23 protein-coding genes are annotated in these 20,085 nt (G+C 63.3%); 13 read left to right on the forward strand and 10 right to left on the reverse strand.

Annotated elements, in window-relative coordinates:
• Positions 1–124 precede the first annotated feature (124 nt).
• Positions 125–1,861 (forward strand): arginine--tRNA ligase, encoded by a 1,737-nt coding sequence (gene argS / locus ACI2KG_RS13265; protein ID WP_404662206.1) that lies wholly within the window; start codon positions 125–127, stop codon positions 1,859–1,861.
• Between the two features lies 1 nt (position 1,862).
• Positions 1,863–2,570 carry an SPOR domain-containing protein gene (locus tag ACI2KG_RS13270; protein WP_404662207.1) on the forward strand — a complete coding sequence of 236 codons (708 nt, stop codon included), beginning with the start codon at positions 1,863–1,865 and terminating at the stop codon, positions 2,568–2,570.
• 154 nt (positions 2,571–2,724) lie between these two features.
• Here the strand turns inward: ACI2KG_RS13270 and ACI2KG_RS13275 are convergent, their stop codons facing one another.
• Positions 2,725–3,144 (reverse strand): NINE protein, encoded by a 420-nt coding sequence (locus tag ACI2KG_RS13275; protein WP_400612455.1) that lies wholly within the window; start codon positions 3,142–3,144, stop codon positions 2,725–2,727.
• 167 nt (positions 3,145–3,311) lie between these two features.
• Here ACI2KG_RS13275 and ACI2KG_RS13280 point away from each other — a divergent pair, with 167 nt between their 5' ends.
• Entirely contained in the window at positions 3,312–3,935 is a 624-nt protein-coding gene (locus tag ACI2KG_RS13280) for a C40 family peptidase (RefSeq protein WP_404662208.1), read from the forward strand.
• A gap of 122 nt (positions 3,936–4,057) precedes the next feature.
• Here the strand turns inward: ACI2KG_RS13280 and ACI2KG_RS13285 are convergent, their stop codons facing one another.
• Positions 4,058–5,056: a type IV pilus twitching motility protein PilT gene (locus ACI2KG_RS13285; protein ID WP_404662209.1), complete on the reverse strand. Its 999-nt coding sequence runs from the start codon at positions 5,054–5,056 to the stop codon at positions 4,058–4,060.
• Positions 5,057–5,121: 65 nt separating this feature from the next.
• Between ACI2KG_RS13285 and ACI2KG_RS13290 the strand changes: the two genes are divergently transcribed.
• The 9 genes from ACI2KG_RS13290 to ACI2KG_RS13330 all read left to right on the forward strand — a co-directional run bounded on the left by ACI2KG_RS13290 (position 5,122) and on the right by ACI2KG_RS13330 (position 11,701).
• Positions 5,122–5,817 carry a YggS family pyridoxal phosphate-dependent enzyme gene (locus ACI2KG_RS13290; RefSeq protein ID WP_404662210.1) on the forward strand — a complete coding sequence of 232 codons (696 nt, stop codon included), beginning with the start codon at positions 5,122–5,124 and terminating at the stop codon, positions 5,815–5,817.
• Positions 5,818–5,855: 38 nt separating this feature from the next.
• Positions 5,856–6,674, forward strand: a complete 819-nt coding sequence (gene proC / locus ACI2KG_RS13295; protein WP_404662211.1) for a pyrroline-5-carboxylate reductase — start codon at positions 5,856–5,858, stop codon at positions 6,672–6,674.
• A gap of 10 nt (positions 6,675–6,684) precedes the next feature.
• Positions 6,685–7,275, forward strand: a complete 591-nt coding sequence (locus tag ACI2KG_RS13300) for a YggT family protein (protein ID WP_201201366.1) — start codon at positions 6,685–6,687, stop codon at positions 7,273–7,275.
• Between the two features lie 100 nt (positions 7,276–7,375).
• Entirely contained in the window at positions 7,376–8,515 is a 1,140-nt protein-coding gene (locus tag ACI2KG_RS13305) for a homoserine O-acetyltransferase (RefSeq protein WP_404662212.1), read from the forward strand.
• 7 nt (positions 8,516–8,522) lie between these two features.
• The gene (gene metW, locus ACI2KG_RS13310; RefSeq protein WP_284353119.1) at positions 8,523–9,143 is read left to right on the forward strand and encodes a methionine biosynthesis protein MetW; all 621 of its coding nucleotides are present in this window, start codon (positions 8,523–8,525) and stop codon (positions 9,141–9,143) included.
• A 22-nt stretch (positions 9,144–9,165) separates the two neighbouring features.
• Positions 9,166–9,603: a DUF4426 domain-containing protein gene (locus ACI2KG_RS13315; RefSeq protein ID WP_400612471.1), complete on the forward strand. Its 438-nt coding sequence runs from the start codon at positions 9,166–9,168 to the stop codon at positions 9,601–9,603.
• Positions 9,600–10,193, forward strand: a complete 594-nt coding sequence (gene rdgB, locus ACI2KG_RS13320; RefSeq protein ID WP_404662213.1) for an RdgB/HAM1 family non-canonical purine NTP pyrophosphatase — start codon at positions 9,600–9,602, stop codon at positions 10,191–10,193. The genes ACI2KG_RS13315 and rdgB overlap by 4 nt, the downstream gene beginning before the upstream one ends.
• The gene (hemW, locus tag ACI2KG_RS13325; RefSeq protein ID WP_404662214.1) at positions 10,190–11,365 is read left to right on the forward strand and encodes a radical SAM family heme chaperone HemW; all 1,176 of its coding nucleotides are present in this window, start codon (positions 10,190–10,192) and stop codon (positions 11,363–11,365) included. Before rdgB ends, hemW begins: the two co-directional genes overlap by 4 nt.
• Before the next feature lie 9 nt (positions 11,366–11,374).
• The gene (locus ACI2KG_RS13330; protein WP_201201351.1) at positions 11,375–11,701 is read left to right on the forward strand and encodes a DUF3392 family protein; all 327 of its coding nucleotides are present in this window, start codon (positions 11,375–11,377) and stop codon (positions 11,699–11,701) included.
• A gap of 785 nt (positions 11,702–12,486) precedes the next feature.
• Here ACI2KG_RS13330 and trmB read toward each other — a convergent pair.
• The 4 genes from trmB to ACI2KG_RS13350 all read right to left on the reverse strand — a co-directional run bounded on the left by trmB (position 12,487) and on the right by ACI2KG_RS13350 (position 14,760).
• Positions 12,487–13,209 carry a tRNA (guanosine(46)-N7)-methyltransferase TrmB gene (gene trmB / locus ACI2KG_RS13335; protein ID WP_404662215.1) on the reverse strand — a complete coding sequence of 241 codons (723 nt, stop codon included), beginning with the start codon at positions 13,207–13,209 and terminating at the stop codon, positions 12,487–12,489.
• Between the two features lie 9 nt (positions 13,210–13,218).
• Positions 13,219–14,031: a thiazole synthase gene (locus ACI2KG_RS13340; protein WP_400612483.1), complete on the reverse strand. Its 813-nt coding sequence runs from the start codon at positions 14,029–14,031 to the stop codon at positions 13,219–13,221.
• A 54-nt stretch (positions 14,032–14,085) separates the two neighbouring features.
• On the reverse strand, positions 14,086–14,286 hold the full coding sequence (gene thiS / locus ACI2KG_RS13345) for a sulfur carrier protein ThiS (RefSeq protein WP_201201347.1): 201 nt from the start codon (positions 14,284–14,286) through the stop codon (positions 14,086–14,088).
• A gap of 102 nt (positions 14,287–14,388) precedes the next feature.
• The gene (locus tag ACI2KG_RS13350) at positions 14,389–14,760 is read right to left on the reverse strand and encodes a DUF423 domain-containing protein (protein ID WP_404662216.1); all 372 of its coding nucleotides are present in this window, start codon (positions 14,758–14,760) and stop codon (positions 14,389–14,391) included.
• 64 nt (positions 14,761–14,824) lie between these two features.
• On the opposite strand from ACI2KG_RS13350, the gene mtgA reads away from it, so the two are divergent.
• Positions 14,825–15,535: a monofunctional biosynthetic peptidoglycan transglycosylase gene (gene mtgA / locus ACI2KG_RS13355; protein ID WP_404662217.1), complete on the forward strand. Its 711-nt coding sequence runs from the start codon at positions 14,825–14,827 to the stop codon at positions 15,533–15,535.
• Between the two features lie 179 nt (positions 15,536–15,714).
• On the opposite strand, the gene rpoH is transcribed toward mtgA, so the two are convergent.
• The 4 genes from rpoH to ftsY form a co-directional block, all read right to left on the reverse strand.
• Complete coding sequence (gene rpoH, locus ACI2KG_RS13360; protein WP_003249083.1) at positions 15,715–16,569, reverse strand: RNA polymerase sigma factor RpoH; 855 nt, start codon at positions 16,567–16,569, stop codon at positions 15,715–15,717.
• A gap of 111 nt (positions 16,570–16,680) precedes the next feature.
• Entirely contained in the window at positions 16,681–17,706 is a 1,026-nt protein-coding gene (ftsX, locus tag ACI2KG_RS13365) for a permease-like cell division protein FtsX (protein WP_400612491.1), read from the reverse strand.
• Positions 17,703–18,374, reverse strand: a complete 672-nt coding sequence (ftsE, locus tag ACI2KG_RS13370) for a cell division ATP-binding protein FtsE (protein WP_012274659.1) — start codon at positions 18,372–18,374, stop codon at positions 17,703–17,705. The genes ftsX and ftsE overlap by 4 nt, the downstream gene beginning before the upstream one ends.
• A gap of 2 nt (positions 18,375–18,376) precedes the next feature.
• Positions 18,377–19,939, reverse strand: coding sequence for a signal recognition particle-docking protein FtsY (gene ftsY, locus ACI2KG_RS13375; RefSeq protein ID WP_404662218.1), 1,563 nt, complete (start codon positions 19,937–19,939; stop codon positions 18,377–18,379).
• Between the last annotated feature and the right edge of the window lie 146 nt (positions 19,940–20,085).

Raw genomic sequence — 20,085 nt, forward strand, 5'->3', positions numbered from 1 at the left:
CCAGCATTCTGAAGCCGGGCAAACCCCAAAGGTTGGCAACCCGCTCCCAGCCACGGATAATGCCCAGTTTTTCCACCTGCGCATCCAAGCGCTCCACCGCGCTTGCGGTCGAAAAGAGATCCCCATGAAAGACACCATTCGCCAGCTGATCCAGCAAGCCCTCACCCAACTCGTCACCGACGGTGTGCTGCCTGAAGGGCTGTCGCCGGCGATCCAGGTGGAAAACGCCCGGGACAAGACCCACGGCGACTTCGCCAGCAACATCGCCATGATGCTGGCCAAGCCGGCCGGCATGAAGCCGCGCGACCTGGCCGAAAAACTGATCAACGCGCTGCCGGCCAGCGCCGACATCAGCAAGGTCGAGATCGCCGGCCCGGGCTTCCTCAACTTCTTCCAGAACACCGACGCCCTGGCCAACCGCCTGGATGCCGCCCTGGCTGACGCCCACCTGGGTGCACGCAAGGCCGGCCCGGCGCAAAAGGTGGTGATCGACATGTCGGCACCCAACCTGGCCAAAGAGATGCACGTCGGCCACCTACGTTCGACCATCATCGGTGACAGTGTGGCGCGGGTGCTGGAGTTCCTCGGCGACAACGTGATCCGCCAGAACCACGTGGGCGACTGGGGCACCCAGTTCGGCATGTTGATGGCCTACCTGCAGGAAAACCCGATCACCAGCGACGAGCTGTCGGACCTGGAAAACTTCTACCGCGCCGCCAAGAAGCGTTTCGACGAGTCCGAAGAATTCGCCACCCGCGCCCGCGGCCTGGTGGTCAAGCTGCAGGCCGGTGACCCGGACTGCCTGGCCCTGTGGACGCGCTTCAAGGACATCTCGCTGTCGCACTGCCAGAAGACCTACGAGCTGCTCAACGTCAAGCTGACCATGGCCGACGTGATGGGCGAAAGCGCCTACAACGACGACCTGGCCAACGTGGTCGCCGACCTGAAGGCCAAGGGCCTGCTGGTCGAAGACCAAGGTGCCCAGTGCGTGTTCCTCGAAGAATTCAAGAACAGCGACGGCGACCCATTGCCGGTGATCGTGCAGAAGGCCGACGGCGGCTACCTGTATGCCACCACCGACCTGGCTGCCGTGCGTTACCGCAGCAACGTGCTCAAGGCTGACCGCGCCCTGTACTTCGTCGACCAGCGTCAGGCCCTGCACTTCAACCAGGTGTTTGAAGTGGCACGCCGCGCCGGCTTCGTCGGCCACCCGATGCAGATGGAGCACATGGGCTTCGGCACCATGAACGGCGCTGACGGCCGCCCGTTCAAAACCCGTGACGGCGGCACCGTGAAACTGATCGACCTGCTCACCGAAGCCAAGGATCGTGCCTACGCCCTGGTCAAGGAAAAGAACCCGAGCCTGGCCGACGCAGACCTGCGCCACATCGGCGAAGTGGTAGGCATCGGCGCGGTGAAATATGCCGACCTGTCCAAGCACCGCACCAGCGACTACAGCTTCAACTTCGAACTGATGCTCAACTTCGAAGGCAACACCGCGCCTTACCTGCTGTACGCCTACACCCGCGTGGCCGGTGTGTTCCGCAAGCTGGGCAAGGGCTTTGACGAAGTCGACGGCAAGATCGTGCTGCAGGCCGCCCACGAGCAGGACCTGGCCGCACGCCTGGCGCAGTTTGGCGAAATCCTCAACAACGTCGCCGAAAAAGGGACGCCGCACGTGCTGTGCAGCTACCTGTACGACCTGGCCGGGCTGTTCTCCAGCTTCTACGAGAACTGCCCTATCCTTGCCGCTGAAACCCCGGAACAGCAGCAGAGCCGTCTGCGCCTGGCCGCCCTGACCGGCCGCACCCTCAAACAAGGTCTGGAACTGCTCGGCCTGGAAACCCTGGAGCGCATGTAAGTTGGCTGCCAAGAAAAAACCCGCACCAAAACGCGGCGCCAGCCGCCAGACGGCGCCGGCCAAACAGCCGATTCCCGGCTGGGTATGGCTGGCGGTCGGCTTGACCGTTGGCGCGTTCATCGTATTCCTGATGAAGCTCGAGCCCGGTGGCGATGACATCAAGCGCGCCAAGCCCGAGCAGCAGAAATCGGAAAAAATGGCCGAAGCCGGCAAGCCCGCGCAGACCACGCAAGCCACCCCGCAACAGCCGGTGAAGCCGAAGTACGACTTCTACACCCTGTTGCCGGAATCCGAGGTGATCGTGCCACCAGAGGCGGTACCCGAGAAGACGCCACCCGTGCCAGCCCAGCCGGTCACCCCGGTGACTCCGGCCGAAGCAGCGAAGATTGACACCGCGCGCGCCCAGGCGGCACTGCTGGGGCAGACCCCGCCACCGGCGCCACCGGTGATCAAGCCGGCAGCGACCACCCAGTACTTCCTGCAGGCCGGCTCGTTCCGCAAGCAGGCTGATGCCGACAAGGTACGTGCGCAGATCATCCTGCTGGGGCAGTCGGTGAAGGTGGAATCGGGCACGGTCAAGGAAGAAACCTGGTACCGCGTGCTGGTCGGCCCGTTCAGCAACCGTGAACAGCTGACCGGGGCGCAGAAGCAGCTGGCAGGGGCCGGTTTCGGCAACCTGCTGTTGCAACAGCGGCAGACTCGCCAGTAACACTTGGATGGGGGCGCTTTGCGCCCCTATCCGACCGGTCCGGCGCCCCGGCAAGACCGCTCCTACAGGGACCGCGTAAACCTGGCTGCAGGAACGCGGTCGATGTAGGAGCGGCCTTTAGCCGCGAATGGGCTGCAAAGCAGCCCCAGCAATCTCAACCCCGCCCCGCATTGCGCTCGGACACCTGGCTGTTCAGCGTCCAGAAGTCATACAGCACCCCCACCAGGAACAGCCCGCCGGTAAAGAAGTAGATGATCGCGGTCACCCACTTGCCTTGATACAGGCGATGCAGCCCAAACACCCCGAGGAAGGTCAGCAGGATCCAGGCGATGTTGTAGTCGATGCGCCCGGCCTGAAACCTCAGGTCGGCTTCACGGTCCATGGACGGGATCAGGAACAGGTCGATCAACCAACCGATGCCCAACAGGCCGAAGGTGAAGAACCAGATTGTCCCGGTCACCGGCTTGCCGTAATAGAAGCGGTGCGACCCGGTGAAGCCGAAAATCCACAGCAGGTAGCCAATGGTCTTGCTGTGCGTGTCGTGGTAGGGCGCCCCCTGCTGATAACTGTTCATGCGTGACCCTCGTCGGTTATTCGGAAAATTTTCTAAGAAAAAATGTGACTTTCTGGTCGCAGGCCGACGTATGGCAGGCCACCAATCGACCAACGGATCAGAAATTGATCAAAAAGCTGTTATAAAGTTGCGCGCCTAACACATAACTATTCATAAGAGCTTCAACTATGCCGCCTTTATTCAAGACATGGCTGACCCTCTGTCTATTATTGCCCTTGGCCGCCCACGCCACCAATCGTGAGCAACGTCTTCCCAATGGCTTCACCGGCTACACCAGCAATGCCTCGGTGAAACATGCGCCGGTCAAGCAGACCACCCTGCGCGCTCGCCCCGGCAACGCTGCCAATGTGCGCGCCGTGCAGGTAGCCGCCATGTCGCCGAAGCAGAGCAGCGACGTGCTCAGCCGCGCCGTGAATGTGCTCGGCACCCCGTACGTATGGGGCGGCAGCAGCCCGAAGAAGGGCTTTGATTGCAGCGGCCTTGTCAAGTATGCCTTCAACGACGTCGCCGACGTCGACCTGCCGCGCACCTCCAACGCCATGGCCCAGGGCCACGGCGTGAAGGTGGCCAAAGGTGACCTGAAGCCAGGCGACCTGATCTTCTTCAACATCAAGAGCCGCCGGGTGAACCACGTTGCCATCTACCTGGGCAACGACCGTTTCATCCACGCCCCCCGGCGCGGCAAGCGGGTGAGCATCGACAACCTGAGCAAGCCTTACTGGCAGAAGCATTACGTGGTGGCCAAGCGGGTGCTGCCGAAAGCGCAGCAGCTGAGCCTGGCCAAGCGCTGAGTACTTCTCTGCCTGCAATGGCCCTATCGCCGGCAAACCAGCTCCCACAGGATCACTACAATCTTTCACAACTGTGGTGATCCTGTGGGAGCTGGCTTGCCGGCGATAGGGCCGTACAAACACTACCAATCGCTGATCAGCCCCTTCTCTTTCAACCCCCGCAAAGCCCCCTCCATCGTTCGCATCCCTTTCCCAGCCCCCGCCTGCATCACCGAACACAACTGCGCCATCCGCCCCTCCCGCACCAGGTTGCGCACCGCAGGCGTCGCCACCAGCACCTCCCGCGCCGCCACCCGACCACCGCCCACACGCCTGACCAACACCTGCGCCACTACCAACCGCAACGACTCGGCCAGCATCGCCCGCACCAGCAATTTTTCCTCGGCAGCAAACCCCTCCACCAACCTGTCTATGCTGCCCGCCGCCGAACGTGTATGCACAGTCGCCAGCACCAAGTGCCCAGTCTCCGCCGCGCGCAACGCCAGGCGAATGGTCTCAAGGTCACGCAACTCACCAATCATGATCACATCCGGGTCCTGCCGCAGCGCGCTGCGCAGCCCCTGGGCAAAACCGGCGCTATGGCGGCCAACCTCACGCTGGTTGACCAGGCTGCGCTGGCTGCTGTGGATAATTTCTACAGGGTCTTCCAGGGTAATGATGTGCAGCGCCTGCTCGCGGTTGAGCTGGTCGAGCAGTGTCGCCAGTGTGCTGGACTTGCCGCTGCCGGTCGGCCCGCCCACCAGAATCAGGCCTTCACGACACTGCGCAACAGCTTGAAACACATCCACCAGATCGAGCTCATCCAGTGTGGCGATGCGCCCCGGGATCAGGCGAAACGTGACGGCAGGGCCGTTCAGCTGGCGGAACAGGTTCAAGCGAAAGCGCCCAAGCGCTGGCAACTCCAGGGCCAGGTCCAGCTCATCACCCTGTGCCCACTGCCTGCGCTGCTGGTCATCCAGCACGCCAACCATGGCCTCGCTCAAGGTATCGGCCCCAAAGGCCGGCAAATTCATGCGCTGCAACGCGCCATCCAGGCGCAACATCGGTATCTGGCCCGCCGCCAGATGCAGGTCCGAAGCACCCGCCTCCACGGCCCGGGCCAACAGGTCGGTCACATCCATCAGACTCCCCAAAGGCCTTCAAGTAGGTAGAATGCCGCAAACCCTACAGCTGCCGGCATCCGTCCATGTCCACCCTAGCAGACAACCTTTCCGCGATTTCCGCCCGTATCGCCAGTGCTGCCCAAGCAGCCGGGCGCGAGCCGGCCAGCGTCCAGCTGCTGGCCGTGAGCAAGACCAAGCCCGCCGCTGCCATCCGCGAGGTCCACACCGCGGGTGTGCGCGATTTCGGGGAAAACTACCTACAGGAAGCGCTGACAAAGCAGCAGGAACTCGGCGACTTGCCCTTGATCTGGCACTTCATCGGCCCCATTCAATCGAACAAGACCAAAGCCATCGCCGAGCATTTTGAATGGGTACATTCCGTGGACCGCCTGAAAATCGCCCAACGCCTGTCCGAGCAGCGCCCTGCCGGGTTGGCGCCGCTGAATATCTGCCTGCAGGTGAACGTCAGTGGCGAAGACAGCAAGTCCGGCTGCGCGCCCGCCGACCTGCCGGCCTTGGCACAGGCGGTAGCCGCCCTGCCCAACCTGCGCCTGCGCGGGCTGATGGCCATCCCCGAACCCACCGATGACCGCGCCGCCCAAGAGGCCGCTTTCGCCAGCTTGCGTACCTTGCAGGAAGGCCTGGGCCTTGGTCTGGACACGCTGTCCATGGGCATGAGCCACGACCTGGAAGCGGCGATTGCACAGGGTGCGACGTGGGTGCGTATCGGCACCGCCCTGTTCGGCGCTCGCGGCTCACACAACGGCGGCCATCACTGATCGCATGCTTTACTCACTCTTTTCCACAAGGACCTGACATGAGCAACACTCGTATTGCCTTCATCGGCGCCGGCAACATGGCCGCCAGCCTGATCGGTGGTCTGCGTGCCCAGGGCCTGGACGCCTCGCAGATCCGCGCCAGCGACCCGGGCGCCGAGAGCCGCAGCCGCATCCAGGCCGAGCACGGCATCGAAACCTTCGAGGACAACGCCCAGGCCATCGACGGTGCCGATGTGATCGTGCTGGCGGTCAAGCCGCAGGTCATGAAAGCGGTGTGCCAGGCCCTACAACCCAACCTGCGCGATGGCCAGCTGATCGTTTCGATCGCCGCCGGTATCACCTGCGCCAGCCTGCAAAGCTGGGTAGGCGTCCGCCAGGTGGTGCGCTGCATGCCCAACACCCCGGCGCTGCTGCGCCAAGGCGTAAGCGGCCTGTACGCCACCGCCGAGGTAACCGGCGAACAGCGCCAGCAAGCCGAACAACTGCTGTCGGCCGTGGGCACCGCCCTGTGGCTGGAGCAGGAGCAGCAACTGGACGCGGTGACTGCCGTGTCCGGCAGCGGCCCGGCGTACTTCTTCCTGCTGATCGAAGCGATGACCGCAGCCGGCGAAAAACTCGGCCTGCCACGCGAAACCGCCTCCCAGCTGACCTTGCAGACCGCCCTGGGCGCTGCACGCATGGCCGTTGCCAGCGATGTCGATGCCGCCGAACTGCGCCGCCGGGTCACCTCGCCCGCCGGTACTACCGAAGCGGCAATCAAGTCGTTCCAGGCCGGCGGCTTCGAAGCCATCGTCGAGCAGGCGCTGCAGGCTGCAGCCACACGTTCCGCCGAGCTGGCCGAACAACTGGGCAAATAAGGAGCTCTAGATGAATGCATTGTCCGGCGCCGCGATCTTCGTGGTGCAAACCTTGGTCAGCCTGTACCTGGTGATCGTCCTGTTGCGCTTCGTGCTGCAACTGGTCAAGGCCAACTTCTACAACCCGCTGTGCCAGTTCGCGGTGCGCGCCACCCAGCCGCTGCTCAAGCCGATCCGCCGCATCATCCCCAGCATTGGCGGCCTGGACACCTCGTCGCTGCTGCTGGCGGTACTGATCCAGGCGCTGCTGATGGGCTTCGTGCTGATGGTCACCTATGGCACCTTCGGCGACGTCCTGCACCTGTTGATGTGGGCCATCATCGGTATCACTTCGCTGTTCCTGAAGATCTTCTGGGTGGCGATGATCGTCATGGTGATCGTCTCCTGGGTTGCGCCCAACAGCCACAACCCTGCCGCCGAGCTGGCCTATCAGATCAGCGAGCCGGTGCTGGCACCGTTCCGCCGCATCGTGCCCAACCTGGGCGGCATGGACATTTCACCGATCTTCGCCTTCCTGGCGATCCAGGTGATCCAGTCGTTCGTCATGCCGCCCCTGGCCGCCTATGCCGGCATGCCACAAGAGCTGTGGCGGATGATCTGAGCCTCGTCAGCCCCTGCTTGCTCCCCAGCCGCAAGCCTTTGCTTGCCGCTGGGGGTAGCGCTCTTTAGACTTACGCCTCCGTCAAGCGTGAGCAGGGTCGATGTCCACTGTCTTTCCCGAAGATTCCGTCGGTCTGGTAGTACCGCAAACCGCCCGGTTCGATGAACCGCTGGCCTTGGCCTGTGGCCGTTCGCTGGCCAGCTACGAGCTGGTCTACGAAACCTATGGCACCCTGAATGCCAGCGCGAGCAACGCCGTGCTGATCTGCCATGCCCTGTCCGGCCACCACCATGCTGCTGGCTTCCATGCCGCCACCGACCGCAAGCCGGGCTGGTGGGACAGCTGCATCGGCCCCGGCAAGCCGATCGATACCAATCGTTTCTTCGTGGTCAGCCTGAACAACCTCGGCGGCTGCAACGGCAGCACCGGCCCCAGCAGCATCAACCCTGCCACCGGCAAACCCTATGGCGCAGAGTTCCCGGTATTGACCGTGGAAGACTGGGTGCACAGCCAGGCACGCCTGGCCGACCGCCTGGGCATCCAGCAGTGGGCGGCCATCGTCGGCGGCAGCCTGGGTGGCATGCAGGCGCTGCAGTGGACCATGACCTACCCCGACCGCGTGCGCCACTGCGTCGACATCGCCTCGGCACCCAAGCTGTCGGCGCAGAACATCGCCTTCAACGAAGTGGCGCGCCAGGCCATCCTCACCGACCCGGAATTCCACGGTGGTTCGTTCCAGGACCAGGGCGTGATCCCCAAGCGCGGCCTGATGCTGGCGCGCATGGTCGGCCACATCACCTACCTGTCCGACGACTCGATGGGTGAAAAATTCGGCCGTGAGCTTAAGAGCGACAAGCTCAACTACGACTTCCACAGCGTCGAATTCCAGGTTGAAAGCTACCTGCGCTACCAGGGCGAGGAGTTTTCCGGCCGTTTCGACGCCAATACCTACCTGCTGATGACCAAGGCGCTGGACTACTTCGACCCGGCTGCAGCCCAGGGCGGCGACCTGGCGGCCACACTGGCCCACGTCAAGGCGGATTACTGCATCATGTCATTCACCACCGACTGGCGCTTCTCCCCGGCCCGTTCGCGCGAGATCGTCGATGCCCTGATGGCTGCACGCAAGAACGTCTGCTACCTGGAGATCGACTCGCCTTACGGCCACGATGCCTTCCTGATCCCCACGCCTCGCTACATGCAGGGTTTCTCGAACTACATGAACCGCATTGCCATCTGAGGACAGCATGAGAGCCGATCTGGAAATCATCCACGACTGGATCCCCGCCGGCAGCCGGGTACTCGACCTGGGCTGCGGCAGCGGCGAACTGCTGGCCTCGCTGCGTGACCGCAAGCAGGTCACCGGCTATGGCCTGGAGATCGACGCCGACAACATCGCCGCCTGCGTGGCCAAGGGTGTCAACGTCATCGAACAGGACCTGGACAAAGGCCTGGGCAACTTCGCCAGCAACAGTTTCGATGTAGTGATCATGACCCAGGCCCTGCAGGCCGTGGAGTACCCTGATCGCATCCTCGACGAGATGCTGCGCGTGGGCCGCCAGTGCATCATCACCTTCCCCAACTTCGGCCACTGGCGCTGCCGCTGGTACCTGGCGACCAAAGGTCGCATGCCGGTATCGGACTTCATGCCGTATACCTGGTACAACACGCCGAACATCCACTTCTGCACCTTCGCCGACTTCGAAGAACTGGTGCACGAGCGCCGGGCCAAGGTGCTCGACCGCCTGGCCGTCGACAACATGCACCGCAACGGGTGGGGCGGCCGGCTTTGGCCTAATCTTCTGGGTGAGATCGGCATCTATCGCGTCAGCAGCCCGGGCCTGCAAGAGCACCAGCTCGCAGTCTGACGCCCAGCGGAGGAATCGCCCCATGCGTCGCCTAGCCCTGTTCCTGATCAGCCTGTGCCTGGCCCTGCCGGTATTGGCTGCCGATGCCGCCCGCCCCGAGCGCAAGGAAGTGTTTGGCGACGTGACGGTGCACTACAGCGCCTTCACCTCGAGCATGCTGACCCCCGAGGTGGCTGCGGCCACTGGCCTGGTGCGCAGCAAGAACCAGGGCGTGCTGAACATTGCCGTGTTCAAGGCCAACAAACCCACCACGGCGCTGGTCAGCGGCACGGTCAAGGACTTGACCGGGCGCAGCAGCCCGCTGTCGTTCAAGCAGATTACCGAACAGGGCGCGGTGTACTACATCGCCCAGTTCAAGATCGACCAGGCAGAAACCGTCACCTTCGACCTGAATATCGAAACCGGCGGTGTCAGCAACTCCCTCAGCTTCAACCAGGAAGTGTTCCCAGGCGACTTATGAATTTCCAGCAACTCGTATTGGCCAGCCATAACGCCGGCAAACTCAAGGAACTCCAGGCCATGCTAGGCCAGTCGGTGCAACTGCGCTCGGTCGGCGAATTCAGCCAAGTCGAGCCGGAAGAAACCGGCCTGTCGTTCGTCGAGAACGCCATCCTAAAGGCGCGCAACGCCGCCCGTATTTCCGGCCTGCCGGCCCTGGCCGACGATTCCGGCCTGGCGGTGGACTTCCTCGGCGGCGCGCCGGGCATCTATTCGGCGCGCTATGCCGAAGGCAAAGGTGACGCGGCAAACAACGCCAAGCTGCTCTCAGCCCTGAAAGGTGTGCCTGAAGCCGAACGTGGCGCGCAGTTCGTCTGCGTGCTGGCACTGGTGCGCCATGCCGACGACCCGCTGCCGATCCTCTGCGAAGGCCTGTGGCACGGGCGCATCCTGTTCGAGGCCAGCGGTGAGCACGGCTTTGGCTACGATCCGCTGTTCTGGGTACCGGAGCGTAACTGCTCCAGCGCCGACCTGGCGCCAGTGGACAAGAACCAGCTCAGCCACCGCGCCCGCGCCATGGCCCTGTTGCGCCAACGTCTGGGTCTGGCATGATCGCAACGCTGTCTACCCCCGGCGCGGCGGCCTTTACCAGCCTGCCGCCGCTGGCGCTGTACATCCACATCCCGTGGTGCGTGCGCAAATGCCCTTACTGCGACTTCAACTCCCACGCCGCAGGCCCTGAGCTGCCGGAAGACGCCTACGTCGCCGCGCTGCTGACCGACCTCGACCAGGAAATGGCCGCCGTGCAAGGCCGGCCGATCAGCTCGATCTTCTTCGGTGGTGGCACGCCAAGCCTGTTCAGCGCCGACGCCCTGGGCCGCTTGCTGCGCGGTGTGGAGCAGCGCATCCCGTTCGCGCCAGACATCGAAATCACCCTGGAAGCCAACCCGGGCACCTTCGAGCAGGACAAGTTCAAGGCCTACCGGCAGACCGGCATCAACCGCCTGTCCATTGGCGTGCAGAGCTTCCAGCCGGCCAAGCTGCAGGCGCTGGGGCGCATCCACAATGGCGATGAAGCGGTGCGTGCTGCCGCCATGGCGCGAGCGGCTGGCTTCGACAACTTCAACATGGACCTGATGCACGGCCTGCCCGACCAGTCGCTGGACGATGCACTGGGCGACCTGCGCCAGGCCATCGACCTGGGGCCAACGCACCTGTCCTGGTACCAGCTGACCGTGGAACCGAACACGGTATTCTGGAGCCAGCCGCCAGAGCTGCCCGAGGACGACATCCTCTGGGACATCCAGGAAGCCGGCCAGGCGTTGATGGCCGAGCACGGCTTTCGCCAGTACGAGGTTTCCGCCTACGCCCAGGCGGGCCGTGCCGCGCAGCACAACCTGAATTACTGGCGATTTGGCGACTTCATCGGTATTGGCGCCGGTGCCCACGGCAAGCTGACCTTCGCCGACGGGCGCATCCTGCGCACCTGGAAGACGCGCCTGCCCAAGGACTACCTGAACCTGGCCAAACCGTACAAAGCTGGCGAAAAGCTGCTGCCGGTGGACGAGCTGCCGTTCGAATTCCTGATGAACGCCCTGCGCCTGACTGATGGCGTGGAAGCCGAGCTGTTTACCCAGCGCACCGGCCTGCCCCTGGCGCAGCTACGCGAAGCACGCCGCGCCGCCGAACAAAAGGGCCTTTTGCAGGTCGAACCGGATCGACTGGTGGCCACACCAAGGGGCCAGTTGTTCCTCAATGACCTGCTGCAGTATTTCTTGACCTAAGGATGACCCATGGATCTGGTACTTGATCTGCTCGCGACGGTTTCCCGCTGGAGCCGCAGCAACCTGTCGGAGATTTCACTGGCCTTGGTAGGCTGCCTGCTGGTGCTGTTCGGCACCGATGTCAAAGCTTGGGCCGAGCAACGCCTGGGCAGCCTGGCGGGCGCCCTGCGCGTGCCGTTCATGGCGGTGATGGTGATGGTCGGCAGCGGTGCAGCGCTGATCTACGCGACGCCGTGGGTGGTGAAGGGGCTGAGCCAGTTCAACAACTACGCACTGGCGCCGGTGCTGCTGGTGGTGGTGGTGCTGATTGGCGTGGTGGCGGACCGCCGCGGTTGAGCCACAGGCTTGCTGGATATTTGTAGGAGCGGCCTTGTGTCGCGATGGGCCGCAAAGCGGGCCCAAGATATCAGCGTTGATGCAGCAACCGCCGGGACCGCTACGCGACCCTTTCGCGACGCAAGGCCGCTCCCACATTAACCGTATTGACCGTGTAGGTTCTAAAAGCTGCCCAGGCAAACCAGGGCAGCCCTACCACCTGATTAGCCCTTAACGGGCATCATCGAAGTGGTCACGCATGAAGTCCCGAACGGTCTTGAGCACAATCAAGATCCGGACGAGCTTCCAGACGCGGCTCAGCGCATCAAGCAAACGCTTCATATGCCTTGGCCTCCGTGTTGGCGGGCCAGTCTTCCAGCATCTAACCGGTACTTCGATGCCTTCGAAAACGGTGTGGACGCATTCAGTGAAGTGGCCGGGTTAACGGCCCTTCGAGATCTGTCACCGGCACGGTTCTCAGGCCGCGTCGAAGGGGCCAGAAAGCAGAATTCTTCTCTTAACCGGCCCATCACCAAATTGATCCACACAGGAGCAGCGCGATGATACGTGGAAGATCCCTCCAAAACTGTTAGAAACTCCGACACACGTGATGCTGGATATTTCTGAGCGTTGACCTGCTTTCCTCAGCTACCTATCATGTTTTTACGGTGTGGATGCTTTCAGTGAAGCCCCCGAGCGAAGGATACTCAGTCCTGTCGCTCCCATAAAAAAACCGCTCTTCTCAGAGCGGTTTTTTTGTCTGCATTCCTACAGGCCTCAGCACCTCGAACGGCTGACCCAGCCCATCAATCCACCTTCTCGAACTTCAAATCCCACACCCCATGCCCCAGCCGCTCGCCGCGGCGTTCGAATTTGGTGATCGGGCGCTCTTCCGGGCGTGGCACGTAGGTACCGTCTTCGGCACGGTTGCGATAGCCCGGGGCGGCGCTCATCACTTCCAGCATGTACTCGGCATACGGTTCCCAGTCGGTGGCCATGTGGAACACGCCACCGGGCTTGAGCTTGCGCCGTACCAGCTCGGCGAACTCCAGCTGGACGATGCGGCGCTTGTGGTGGCGCGCCTTGTGCCAAGGGTCGGGGAAGAACAGCATCAGGCGGTCGAGGCTGTTGTCCGCCACGCAACGGTTCAGCACTTCGATGGCATCGCAGTCATACACCCGCAGGTTCTTCAGGCCATGGGTCAGCACGCCGTTGAGCAGCGCGCCGACACCCGGGCGGTGCACTTCCACACCGATAAAGTCCTGTTCAGGCGCGGCAGCCGCCATTTCCAGCAAGGAATGCCCCATGCCGAAGCCGATCTCCAGGGTGCGCGGCGCCGAACGGCCGAACACCTGGTCATAGTCCACCGCGCTGTCAGCCAGCGGCAGGATGTACAGCGGGCCGCCCTGGTCCAGGCCGCGTTGCTGGCCTTCGGTCATGCGCCCGGCGCGCATCACGAAGCTCTTGATGCGGCGGTGTGGGCGGGCGTCGCCTTCGGCGGCGATCGGCGTATCTTGCGAGTCAGTCATCTGGGGCTCTTACTTGATCAGACCATCCAGCGGCGAAGAAGCGCTGGCATAGAGTTTTTTCGGCATGCGGCCGGCCAGGTAGGCCAGGCGACCGGCGACGATGGCGTGTTTCATGGCCTCGGCCATCAGCACCGGCTGCTGCGCGTGGGCAATGGCCGAGTTCATCAGTACTGCCTCGCAGCCCATTTCCATGGCAATGGTGGCGTCGGAAGCGGTACCCACGCCGGCATCGACCAGCACGGGCACCTTCGACTCTTCGAGGATGATCTGCAGGTTGTAGGGGTTGCAGATACCCAGGCCGGTACCGATCAGGCCAGCCAGCGGCATGACCGCGATGCAGCCGGCTTCGGCCAGCTGGCGGGCGATGATCGGGTCATCGCTGGTGTACACCATCACGTCGAAACCTTCCTTGACCAGCACTTCGGCTGCCTTGAGGGTCTCGATCACGTTAGGGAACAGGGTTTTCTGGTCGGCCAGCACTTCCAGCTTTACCAAGGTCCGCGACTCATGGGACTTGTAGCCCTCGAGCAGCTCACGGGCCAGGCGGCAGGTGCGCACAGCCTCGACTGCGTCAAAGCAACCGGCGGTATTGGGCAGAATGGTGTACTTGTCGGGGGACAGCACATCGAGCAGGTTCGGCTCGCCCGCATTCTGGCCAAGGTTGGTCCGGCGCACGGCCACGGTGACGATTTCGGCACCCGAGGCCTCTGTCGCCAGGCGGGTTTCTTCCATGTCACGGTACTTGCCAGTGCCGACCAGCAGGCGCGACTGGAAAGTGCGCCCGGCCAGGATGAAGGGCTTGTCGCTACGAACGTTGCTCATCGTTGTTCCTCGGGAATAGGTTGCAGGGCTTGCTTGTGAACCGCCAGGCTGCTGTCAGCCGCCACCGATGGCGTGGACCACTTCAACCTGGTCGCCGTCGTTCAGCAGCGTGCTGTCGTGCTGGCTACGCGGCACGATGTCCAGGTTCAGTTCCACGGCAATGCGGCGCCCAGTCAGCTCCAGGCGCGTCAGCAGGGCTGCAACGCTCTCGCCAGCAGGCAGTTCGTAAGGTTCACCGTTCAGTTGAATGCGCATGCGCACGGCCACCATTGTTCTTTGGGGCCCGCATTCTAGCGCCGAACCGCCCTGCAACCCAAGGGCGGTGCGCGCCATTAGTCGCGATTGTGGACCAGCTGGTCAGCCCAGCCGCCAGGCTGCCAGGCCCAGGCACAACCAGCCGGCCAGGAAGCACAGGCCGCCAATCGGGGTGATGATGCCGAGTTTGCCAATGCCGCTAAGGGTCAGCAGGTACAGGCTGCCGGAGAACAGCACGATACCCAGCGCAAACAGCCCGCCTGCCCAGCCGACCAGGCGCCCGGGCAGGTGCGCCGAGAGCACGGCAACGCCGAAGATCGCCAACGCATGCACCAACTGGTAGGTCACGCCGGTATGGAAGATCGCCAGGTAGTCGGCCGTCAGCCGGTTTTTCAGGCCATGGGCGGCGAAGGCGCCGAGGGCGACCCCGGTAAAGCCGAAAAAGGCGGCAAGCATCAGGTAGCTGCGAAGCATGGGACGACTCCTTGTATCGGGTCTGTATAATGGCCCCTTCCACCCGAACGGCCAAGCCATCACCATGCTGCCAACCCTTCTCCGCCGCCTTTCTCGCGCCCTGCTCTGGTTCGCTGCCGGCAGCATCGTGCTGGTGCTGGTGTTGCGCTGGGTGCCACCGCCCGGCACGGCGCTGATGGTCGAGCGCAAGGTGCAGTCCTGGGTCAATGGCGAGCCGATCGACCTGCAGCGCGACTGGGCGCCGTGGGAGAACATCTCCGATGAACTCAAGGTCGCGGTCATTGCCGGCGAGGACCAGAAGTTCGCCAGCCACTGGGGCTTCGACATCCCGGCCATCCAGGCGGCGCTGGCCTACAACGAACGCGGCGGCAGCATTCGCGGTGCCAGCACCCTGACCCAGCAGGTGGCGAAGAACCTGTTCCTGTGGTCCGGGCGCAGCTGGTTGCGCAAAGGCCTGGAGGCCTGGTTTACCGCGTTGATCGAGCTGTTCTGGTCGAAGGAACGAATTCTCGAGGTCTATCTGAACAGCGCTGAGTGGGGCAAGGGCGTGTTTGGTGCGCAGGCGGCAGCGCGTTACCACTTTGGCGTCGATGCCAACCGGCTCAGCCGCCAGCAGGCCGCGCAACTGGCAGCGGTGCTGCCCAGTCCGATCAAGTGGAGTGCCAGCCGCCCAAGTGCCTACGTGGCCAGCCGGGCCGGGTGGATTCGCCGGCAGATGAGTCAGTTGGGTGGGCCTGGCTACCTGATGCAGCTCGACACTTCGCGCAAGTTTTAAGATTTCTGAGGCCGCTGTGCGGCCCATCGCGACACAAGGCCGCTCCTACAGGGAATCGCGGTCGCCTGTAGGAGCGGCCTTGTGTCGCGATGGGCTGCACAGCAGCCCCAAAATCTCACAGGCAAAAAAAAACCGCTGCCCCTCACAGGTCAGCGGTTTTCTGTATAACCAAGGCCTGATCAGGCAGCGATCAGCGCCTTGACCTTGTTCATCGCATTCTTCTCCAGCTGGCGAATCCGCTCAGCCGAAACGCTGTACTTGTCTGCCAGCTCATGCAACGTGGCCTTCTCTTCTGCCAACCAGCGCTGGTAGAGAATGTCGCGGCTACGTTCGTCCAGCCCTTGCAGCGCTTCGTGCAGGTTGCTGGTGGAGTTATCGCTCCAGTCGGCATCCTCCAACTGCACTGCCGGGTCGTAACGGTGGTCTTCGAGGTAGTGCGCAGGCGACTGGAAGGCGCTGTCGTCGTCAGCTTCCGCTGCCGGGTCGAAGGCCATGTCCTGGCCGCTGAGGCGGCTTTCCATCTCGCGCACTTCACGCGGCTCGACACCGAGGCTTTCCGCCACGCGATGCACTTCGTCGTTGTTCAGCCAGGCCAGGCGCTTCTTCTGGCTGCGCAGGTTGAAGAACAGCTTGCGCTGGGCCTTGGTGGTGGCCACCTTGACGATGCGCCAGTTGCGCAGGATGAACTCGTGGATCTCTGCCTTGATCCAGTGCACGGCAAACGACACCAGGCGCACGCCCATTTCCGGGTTGAAGCGCTTGACGGCTTTCATCAGGCCGACGTTGCCTTCCTGGATCAGGTCGGCCTGGGCCAAGCCATAGCCGGCATAGCTACGGGCGATATGTACGACAAAACGCAGGTGGGCCATCACCATTTGACGAGCGGCCTCGACATCCTGCTCATAATAGAGACGCTCGCCCAGATCACGCTCCTGCTCGACCGTCAGCAGCGGGATGCTGTTGACCGTGTGCACGTAGGCTTCCAGGTTTGCACCGGGTACCAGGGCATAGGCAGGTTGCAACGATGTGGTCATTCAAGAACCTCCGACTTACAAAACTCGCGCCTTGTGGGCGCTGCCAACATTGACCTGGAACGACGGTACAAGTTCCGCAGTGAAGAAAATGTCAATGCTGGCACGTAAAAACTATCGCGGCGCCAGCTCGTTCAAGTGGCGGGCGACGGCAATCCATGCACCGATATACCCCAACAGCACCGCTCCGATCAAGAGCGACAGACCATCGGACGCCGGCACCCCGCCCAGGGCGAAGTCACTGCCATACAGCCCGGAAAGCCCAACCACGGCCTCGTTCAGCCAGTTCAGGCCAAATGCCAGGATACCCCACGCCAACAGGCCTGCACCCAGGCCATACAGGGCGCCCATGTACAGGAAAGGCCGGCGTACGTAGGCGTCGGTGCCCCCTACCAGCTTGATCACTTCGATCTCGATGCGGCGGTTCTCAATGTGTAGACGAATTGTGTTACCGATTACTAACAGCAGGGCAGAAATCAGCATCACGGCCAAACCGAAGACAAAGCGGTCACCCAGCTTGAGGATGGCCGCCAGGCGCTCGACCCAGACCAGGTCCAGTTGCGCCACTTCTACCCGAGGCAGCTCTGACAAGCGCTGACGCAGGGCATCCAGGGCCGGCTTGTCGACCTCGGTCGGGGTTACCACCACCACACCCGGCAACGGGTTGTCAGGCAGCTCGCGCAAGGCTTCGCCCAGCCCGGACTGCTGCTGGAACTCCTCCAGCGCCTGCTCGCGGCTGACATATTGCGCGTCCGACACCCCGGGCATGCCCTTGATCTCGTCGCGCAGCGCCTCGCCATCACGGCTGCCGGCATCCAGCTTGAGGTACAGCGAAATCTGCGCCGCGCGCTGCCACGAGCCGCCCAGCTGCTCGACGTTCTTCAGCAGCAACGACAGGCCCATCGGCATGCTCAGCGCCACGGCCATCACCAGGCAGGTGAAGAAGCTGCCGATCGGCTGCTTGCCCAGGCGGCGCAGGCTGTCGGCCATGCTGGCGCGGTGGCTTTCCAGCCAGGCGTGCATCAGGGTGCGGAAATCCGGGCCGTCATCGTCTTCGCCGCGCTTTTTCTTCGCCGGCTGCGGGTCGGCCGGTTTCGGCGCAACCCGTTCGGAAACCTTCGGCGTACGTGTAGTGCTCATTGCCCGGCCTCCCCATCGCCGATCAAGCGGCCGCGCTGCAAGGTCAGCATGCGGTGGCGCATGCGCGCAATCAGTGCCAGGTCGTGGCTGGCGATCAGTACCGTGGTGCCCAGTCGGTTGATGTCTTCGAACACGCCCATGATTTCTGCCGCCAGGCGCGGGTCGAGGTTACCGGTGGGTTCGTCGGCCAGCAGCAGTGCCGGCTGGTGGACGATAGCGCGGGCAATACCGACGCGCTGCTGCTGGCCAGTAGACAGGTCGGCCGGGAACAGCTCGCCCTTGTCGGACAACGACACACGCTCCAGCGCCGAGTCCACGCGCTTGGCGATCTCGGCCTTGGACAGGCCGAGAATCTGCAGCGGCAAGGCGATGTTGTTGAACACCGTGCGGTCGAACAGCAACTGGTGGTTCTGGAACACCACACCGATCTGCCGACGCAGGAACGGGATCTGTGCGTTGCTGATCTGGCCCAGGTCCTGCCCGGCCAGCATCAGTTTGCCGCTGGTGGGGCGTTCCATGGCCAGCAGCAGGCGCAGCAAGGTGCTCTTGCCGGCCCCCGAGTGGCCGGTGACGAACAGGAACTCGCCCCGGCGCGCCCGGAAACTCAGCTCATGCAAACCGACATGACCATTGGGGTAGCGCTTGGCAACCTGTTCGAATCGGATCATGGTCAGTCTCGCTCGGCGAACAGAGCCTTGACGAACGGCTCGGCTTCGAAGGTGCGCAGGTCGTCGATGGTTTCGCCCACGCCGATATAGCGGATCGGCAGCTTGAACTGCTTGGCCAGGGCAAAGATCACCCCACCCTTGGCGGTGCCGTCCAGCTTGGTCAGGGCCAGGCCGGTCAGTTCGACGCTCTGGTTGAAGTACTTGGCCTGGCTGATGGCGTTCTGCCCGGTGCCGGCATCGAGCACCAGCAGCACCTCGTGCGGCGCCTCGGCATCGAGCTTGCCGATGACCCGGCGAACCTTTTTCAGCTCTTCCATCAGGTTGTCTTTGGTGTGCAGGCGGCCGGCGGTGTCGGCGATCAGCACATCCACGCCGCGGGCCTTGGCGGCCTGCACGGCGTCGAAAATGACCGAGGCGGAGTCGGCGCCGGTGTGCTGGGCAATCACCGGGATATGGTTACGCTCGCCCCACACCTGCAATTGCTCCACGGCGGCGGCGCGGAAGGTGTCGCCGGCGGCCAGCATGACTTTCTTGCCTTCAAGCTGCAGCTTCTTGGCCATTTTGCCGATAGTGGTGGTCTTGCCGGCACCGTTCACACCCACAACCAGGATCACGTAAGGCTTGTTCTGCGACTCGATCTTCAGCGGCTGCTCGACCGGGCGCAGCAGCGCGGCCAGTTCTTCCTGCAGCGACTTGTACAGCGCGTCGGCATCGGCCAGTTGTTTGCGGGCAACCTTCTGGGTCAGGTTCTGGACGATGGCCGAAGTGGCTTCGACGCCGACGTCGGCGGTCAGCAGGCGGGTTTCGATTTCGTCGAGCAGGTCATCATCGATGACCTTCTTGCCCATGAACAGGCTGGCCATGCCCTCGCCAATGCTGGCGCTGGTCTTGGACAAGCCCTGCTTGAGGCGGGCGAAGAAGCCGGGTTTGGCCTGCTCGGCCGGCGCAGGGGCGGGTTCTGGCGCCACTTCGACAGGTGCAGCAACCACTGCCACCGGGGCCACGACTTCTGGTGCCGGGCGCTCCGGGATGACTGGCGGCGCTTTCGGCTCCAGGTCCGGCACCAGGGCAACCGGCTCTTCGGCAACCGGCAGCACCAGGTTGCTCACCGGTGCGGTTGGCGCCACAACCGGGGCTGGCTCAACGCGGGCCACCTCGACCGGTGCAGCCTGTACTGGCACGGAGGCGACCGGCTGCGGCGCGGGGGCCACCAGCGGCTGGGAAGCAACCGGCTCGGGCTCAGGGGCGTGTATCGGCTGGGAAGCAACCGGCTCTGCAACCGGTGCTTCAACCACCGGCGCTAGCGGCGGCTGGACGGGTTCGGCGGCCTGCTGTGGCTCGCTCAGCGGTGAGACCGCAGGCACCGGAACCGGCTCTGGGGCCTGCAGTGTTTCAGCAACAGGGGCCTCGACCGGAGCGGCTACAGGCTGCTCGACAGCGGGGGCTTCTTTCGCGGGCTCGACAGCTTCCACGGGTTGCTGCGGCTTCTTGCGAAACCAGCTGAACAGGCCTTTCTTTTCACCAGCCTCGGCCGGCGCTTTCTTGTCGTCGTTGGAACCAAACATGGAAGACGGCTATCTCAGGGTAGCGATGGGCCAGCTTTGGCGCATCGGGAATTCTCTCTACGCAGAACAGACTATCTTGAAGCCGGCTGGTTCATGCGCAACGTTTTGTCTTAGTGTCCTGCAGGCCAGAACGGCGACAGGCATGG

Source organism: Pseudomonas sp. NPDC089407 (genome assembly GCF_044900445.1).
Taxonomy (GTDB): Bacteria; Pseudomonadota; Gammaproteobacteria; order Pseudomonadales; family Pseudomonadaceae; genus Aquipseudomonas.

Coding starts and splice junctions, on each gene's coding strand:
- argS (WP_404662206.1), top strand. CDS start 125: ATGAAAGACACCATTCGCCAGCTGATCCAGCAAGCCCTCACCCAACTC.
- ACI2KG_RS13275 (WP_400612455.1), bottom strand. CDS start 3,144: ATGAACAGTTATCAGCAGGGGGCGCCCTACCACGACACGCACAGCAAG.
- ACI2KG_RS13280 (WP_404662208.1), top strand. CDS start 3,312: ATGCCGCCTTTATTCAAGACATGGCTGACCCTCTGTCTATTATTGCCC.
- ACI2KG_RS13285 (WP_404662209.1), bottom strand. CDS start 5,056: ATGGATGTGACCGACCTGTTGGCCCGGGCCGTGGAGGCGGGTGCTTCG.
- ACI2KG_RS13290 (WP_404662210.1), top strand. CDS start 5,122: ATGTCCACCCTAGCAGACAACCTTTCCGCGATTTCCGCCCGTATCGCC.
- proC (WP_404662211.1), top strand. CDS start 5,856: ATGAGCAACACTCGTATTGCCTTCATCGGCGCCGGCAACATGGCCGCC.
- ACI2KG_RS13300 (WP_201201366.1), top strand. CDS start 6,685: ATGAATGCATTGTCCGGCGCCGCGATCTTCGTGGTGCAAACCTTGGTC.
- ACI2KG_RS13305 (WP_404662212.1), top strand. CDS start 7,376: ATGTCCACTGTCTTTCCCGAAGATTCCGTCGGTCTGGTAGTACCGCAA.
- metW (WP_284353119.1), top strand. CDS start 8,523: ATGAGAGCCGATCTGGAAATCATCCACGACTGGATCCCCGCCGGCAGC.
- ACI2KG_RS13315 (WP_400612471.1), top strand. CDS start 9,166: ATGCGTCGCCTAGCCCTGTTCCTGATCAGCCTGTGCCTGGCCCTGCCG.
- rdgB (WP_404662213.1), top strand. CDS start 9,600: ATGAATTTCCAGCAACTCGTATTGGCCAGCCATAACGCCGGCAAACTC.
- hemW (WP_404662214.1), top strand. CDS start 10,190: ATGATCGCAACGCTGTCTACCCCCGGCGCGGCGGCCTTTACCAGCCTG.
- ACI2KG_RS13330 (WP_201201351.1), top strand. CDS start 11,375: ATGGATCTGGTACTTGATCTGCTCGCGACGGTTTCCCGCTGGAGCCGC.
- trmB (WP_404662215.1), bottom strand. CDS start 13,209: ATGACTGACTCGCAAGATACGCCGATCGCCGCCGAAGGCGACGCCCGC.
- ACI2KG_RS13340 (WP_400612483.1), bottom strand. CDS start 14,031: ATGAGCAACGTTCGTAGCGACAAGCCCTTCATCCTGGCCGGGCGCACT.
- thiS (WP_201201347.1), bottom strand. CDS start 14,286: ATGCGCATTCAACTGAACGGTGAACCTTACGAACTGCCTGCTGGCGAG.
- ACI2KG_RS13350 (WP_404662216.1), bottom strand. CDS start 14,760: ATGCTTCGCAGCTACCTGATGCTTGCCGCCTTTTTCGGCTTTACCGGG.
- mtgA (WP_404662217.1), top strand. CDS start 14,825: ATGCTGCCAACCCTTCTCCGCCGCCTTTCTCGCGCCCTGCTCTGGTTC.
- rpoH (WP_003249083.1), bottom strand. CDS start 16,569: ATGACCACATCGTTGCAACCTGCCTATGCCCTGGTACCCGGTGCAAAC.
- ftsX (WP_400612491.1), bottom strand. CDS start 17,706: ATGAGCACTACACGTACGCCGAAGGTTTCCGAACGGGTTGCGCCGAAA.
- ftsE (WP_012274659.1), bottom strand. CDS start 18,374: ATGATCCGATTCGAACAGGTTGCCAAGCGCTACCCCAATGGTCATGTC.
- ftsY (WP_404662218.1), bottom strand. CDS start 19,939: ATGTTTGGTTCCAACGACGACAAGAAAGCGCCGGCCGAGGCTGGTGAA.